Origin of the sequence: Aquiflexum sp. (assembly GCF_041749095.1) — a bacterium.
Lineage (GTDB): Bacteria > Bacteroidota > Bacteroidia > Cytophagales > Cyclobacteriaceae > Aquiflexum.
Map to the genome: position 1 here is coordinate 1 of NZ_JBGTCA010000369.1, position 3,867 is coordinate 3,867.

The window sequence follows — 3,867 nt, forward strand, 5'->3', positions numbered from 1 at the left end:
AAATCTTATGATTATGAATTTAAAACCAATTAAAACAGAAGAAGATTACAGAGTCGCCTTGAAAAGATTAGAAGATATTTTTGATGCAAAAAGTGGCACTCCTGAGAGTGATTTGCTTGAAATACTAGGTTTAATGGTCGAAGATTATGAAAACAAACATTATGCGATTGAAGCACCTGACCCAATCGAGGCGATTAAGATTCGGATGGAAGAAATGCACCTTAAACAAGTTGATCTAATTCCTGAAATAGGTGGGAAAAGTAGGGTGTCGGAAATTTTGAACCGTAAGCGTAGATTGACTCTTGATATGGTCCGAAAATTAGCGACTCGTTTAAACCTATCAGTTAAATTGCTAATTATTGATTACCAACTTAACCGATAGGATCATTTCGCATTTAGGTAATTAGAAAATGGAAAAATTAAAGAATATATATTTACCAGGGAAAAATGATCTTGCCGGGTTTTGAGATATTGTTGGGAATGAATTTTTAACTTTGAATAGAATCAAAAGATATCCACTAATTCTTAATGTTAGCAATAACCTCTATAGCCATATCAGGAATTGCCGTAGGGCTGTTCACTTTGCTGTTGATTTTTAAGAATGAAAAACTAAGCAAACCTGAGAAATTGTTGGTTTTTTGGATTACGGCTTTGGTGCTGAATCTGATGTACTTTTTACTTGTTGGGCCGGAATTGGAGTTGCTGTCTGATTCACCTGCGATAGTACATATCATTGGAATTGGGTTGGTGCTTATCCATGTGCCTGTCTTATATGTTTTTTGCAGCAGGTTATTTTACCCTAAGCTTAAAATATTATGGCATTCTTTGCCTTTTGTGATATACCTTCTTTCCATTGGGTCGGCCTATCTTTTTTTTGATGACCTGATGGATTTCAGGTACGGGTTTATCTGGTTTAGGGAAGCTGTCTTCCCGTTCAATTACTATGGCATCTACATTGCCTTGGTTTCGGGGATTTACACCTTTGCCGCATTTTTTGCCATTAGAAAACAAAAGTCCATGCTAAGCCAAACCCAGTCGGGAGAAGTCAGAAATGTGCTCAATTGGTTGGAATATTGGGTCATGGCAGCCATCGTATTTTTTGTGCTCACCTATTTGGTCATTGAGTTTTCCGTTTCTTTGGATCAAATAGACTTAAAGTTCACCTTTCAGGTAATCAGCGTATTTTTAAGTATATACATTATTTATGTGAGCTATTGGGCGATAAGAAAAACCTCGGCCTTTCAACATTTGAACCCTTCAGTTTTATTGGAACAAAGCCAAAAGAATACTTCTTCTACATTGTCTGCTTCCGAACTTGAAAGTCTTGCCCAAGAGATCGTTGAAATAATAGAAAATGAAAAGTATTACCTGGATCCCGATTTTTCACTTACCACATTGTCAAATGCCATGAATGTGCCTTCAGGTAAACTTTCCCTGGCCATCAACACGGGCTTAATGATGAATTTCTATGACCTGATCAATTCTTATAGGGTCCGTGAGTTTAAGAAACGGCTTGAACATGGTGGGGACAATCACCTCTCACTTTTAGGATTGGCCTTTGAGTGCGGCTTCCGCTCTAAATCTACATTCAATGCTTTTTTTAAAAAGGACACCGGTATGACACCCTCCTCCTATAAAAAATCCCTGAAAAAGGTGTCCGAATAAATTTTGTCGGTCGATTACTGGTACAATTAACCTTTCCTTTGACTTAAGTTAACTGGCAGATTGGAGGTAGCAGTCCGTGGAGACACGGACTGGGGCGGAGAGAAGCGGACTCTGGAGACTCAAACCTTGGAGCATCATTCCGGTTCGTGAAGACACGAACCGGGGCCAAGGGATACTAGGTCTATTTCGGTCCGTGAAGACACGAACCGGGGCGAGTGGGGGGATTGTCACTAAAACATTGTGGTATGATAACAGGAAAGGTATTTTTGTTTTTGACTTTGATAGTTTGTCCAATTAGATCAGGAGAAATTCAAAGTTCGAGCCTTGAAATTCGGGTAACCGGAATTCAACCCGGAAAAGGTTTGGTTAGGGTTTGTCTCTTTGACAGAGATGAGCATTTTTTCAATAAGGCTAGCGAATGTAAGGTTTTGGAAGCACCAATAAACGACCATATTGCTACAGTTATTTTTGAAAAAATAAAAGAAGCAGAAAATTATGCCATTGTGGTGTACCAAGACCTCAATAGCAATGGCAAGCTGGACAGAAACTGGATGGGGCTTCCCTCTGAACCCTATGGGTTTTCAAATAATCCATCTACATTTTTTGGTCCTCCATCTTTCCAAAAAGCTTCCTTTGAAATTAATGGGAAAACTTCAGTCACCATTAAGCTATGAAGACATTACTGACCCGCATCTATCAAGGCAGCAGGATATTGTTCTATACAGGAATGATTCATTTTGTTCTGATCTTTTGTTTTCTGGTGCTTCTTGGCTTTGATCCACGGGAGGTCAATCACGAAAACGTCTGGCTAAAACCGCTTCGTTTTGCCATTTCTATTTGGCTTTTTACATGGACCTTTGCATGGTTTTCGAGCTATGTTGAAATAAGAAGAAGGATATTCAATAACCTGAACCATATCATAGCAGCATGCATGTTGATAGAAATCACCCTTATCACATTTCAGGCAGGCCGGGGCGTGGCATCCCACTTCAATGTCCAAACAGCATTTGATGCAAAAGTATTCTCTGTAATGGGTGCTGTCATTGGTTTTAATGCAGCCATTGTTGGGATATGGTTTATCCTCTTTGCTTTTTGGGGAAATGGAGGGAAATCTTACCGAACATCGATTATCTGGGGAGTGGTGATTTTTCTTTTGGGAAATTTTTCAGGATATCTGATCATCCGGTACGGTTGGCCGACAGACATGCTGACTTCCCAATCAAAAATGCCTTTAACCGGTTGGAAGTTGACCATGAAGGATTTGAAAATATCCCATGCATTGGGTTTGCACGCTATTCAGATTTTGCCCTTAATTCAATGGTTCATAAACAGGTTCAAACTGAATTCAAAACTGATCCATGTTATGGGTATTGTTTATCTTGTGTTATATTTTTCAACTTTGCTAATTGTGTTTATTTAGGGGAATTGTTATAGCAAATAGCCAATTGTGTGTGTATGATCTTGGAAGCTTTTAAAAATGTAAAATGTTGTTGGAGCCTTTTCCTGTCATACCAATTTTTGGTATATTTGAATAAATCATTTCAGCATGAATAAAAATACATCAATATCACTTGGTAATTATTTTGATCAATTTGTTAAAAACAAAATCGATGAAGGACGATTTAAGAATGTCAGCGAAGTAATAAGAACTGGATTAAGATTGTTGGAAGAAGAAGAGAGTAAAGTTGTTGTCTTGAGAAAAGCAATTCGAGAAGGGATTGAAAGTGGAATTGCACAGGATTTTGACCCAAAAAAGCACCTTGAATCCCTAAAAGCCCAAAAAGCCTACCATGAATAAATTCAACTTTAAAAAAAGAAATTTGGTATCAAGTCCTCACCTTTTGGGACCGGTGCTGATAATAGCAGGTATGTTTGCATTGGCGAGCCCGGTATTTTTGGAAAGTGAAAGTGCTATAGAAAAGATTATTGGTGTAGGAGTGGGGGCTATAGTTATTGGACTTGGAATCGTATCTTCTTACAGTGGTACCCTTATCGATTTTACCGAAAAAAGATTCAAAGAATATTTTTCAATTGGAGGTTACAAATTTGGTGAATGGGCAAATCTTCCCGACATATCGACAGTAAAAGTAATTTCAAACAGCTATGTTATCACCAACACACCGAATGGAATCAGTCCGACTTTTTCAGGAAAGGTGACCGATTTCAGGACATTCCTATATTCGGATGCTTCAAAACCGGTGT

General features: G+C 38.4%; 6 protein-coding genes. All 6 read left to right on the forward strand.

The annotated features are described in order from the left end of the window. The coding region (locus ACEW8O_RS16940) for a type II toxin-antitoxin system HigA family antitoxin (protein WP_373495811.1) at window positions 1–382 on the forward strand (382 nt) is incomplete at its 5' end. Window positions 383–528: 146 nt separating this feature from the next. Continuing rightward, entirely contained in the window at window positions 529–1,665 is a 1,137-nt protein-coding gene (locus ACEW8O_RS16945) for a helix-turn-helix domain-containing protein (RefSeq protein WP_373495812.1), read from the forward strand. Window positions 1,666–1,910: 245 nt separating this feature from the next. Further along, window positions 1,911–2,339 carry a DUF2141 domain-containing protein gene (locus tag ACEW8O_RS16950; RefSeq protein WP_373495813.1) on the forward strand — a complete coding sequence of 143 codons (429 nt, stop codon included), beginning with the start codon at window positions 1,911–1,913 and terminating at the stop codon, window positions 2,337–2,339. Further along, window positions 2,336–3,085: a hypothetical protein gene (locus tag ACEW8O_RS16955; RefSeq protein WP_373495814.1), complete on the forward strand. Its 750-nt coding sequence runs from the start codon at window positions 2,336–2,338 to the stop codon at window positions 3,083–3,085. Before ACEW8O_RS16950 ends, ACEW8O_RS16955 begins: the two co-directional genes overlap by 4 nt. Window positions 3,086–3,211: 126 nt before the next feature. Further along, the gene (locus ACEW8O_RS16960) at window positions 3,212–3,463 is read left to right on the forward strand and encodes a type II toxin-antitoxin system ParD family antitoxin (RefSeq protein WP_373495815.1); all 252 of its coding nucleotides are present in this window, start codon (window positions 3,212–3,214) and stop codon (window positions 3,461–3,463) included. Further along, the coding region (locus ACEW8O_RS16965) for a hypothetical protein (RefSeq protein ID WP_373495816.1) at window positions 3,456–3,867 on the forward strand (412 nt) is incomplete at its 3' end. The genes ACEW8O_RS16960 and ACEW8O_RS16965, both read left to right, overlap by 8 nt.

What these genes read in the sequence shown, in the direction of transcription:
- ACEW8O_RS16955 (WP_373495814.1), top strand. Translation starts at nt 2,336, where the DNA reads ATGAAGACATTACTGACCCGCATCTATCAAGGCAGCAGGATATTGTTC.
- ACEW8O_RS16950 (WP_373495813.1), top strand. Translation starts at nt 1,911, where the DNA reads ATGATAACAGGAAAGGTATTTTTGTTTTTGACTTTGATAGTTTGTCCA.
- ACEW8O_RS16945 (WP_373495812.1), top strand. Translation starts at nt 529, where the DNA reads ATGTTAGCAATAACCTCTATAGCCATATCAGGAATTGCCGTAGGGCTG.
- ACEW8O_RS16960 (WP_373495815.1), top strand. Translation starts at nt 3,212, where the DNA reads ATGAATAAAAATACATCAATATCACTTGGTAATTATTTTGATCAATTT.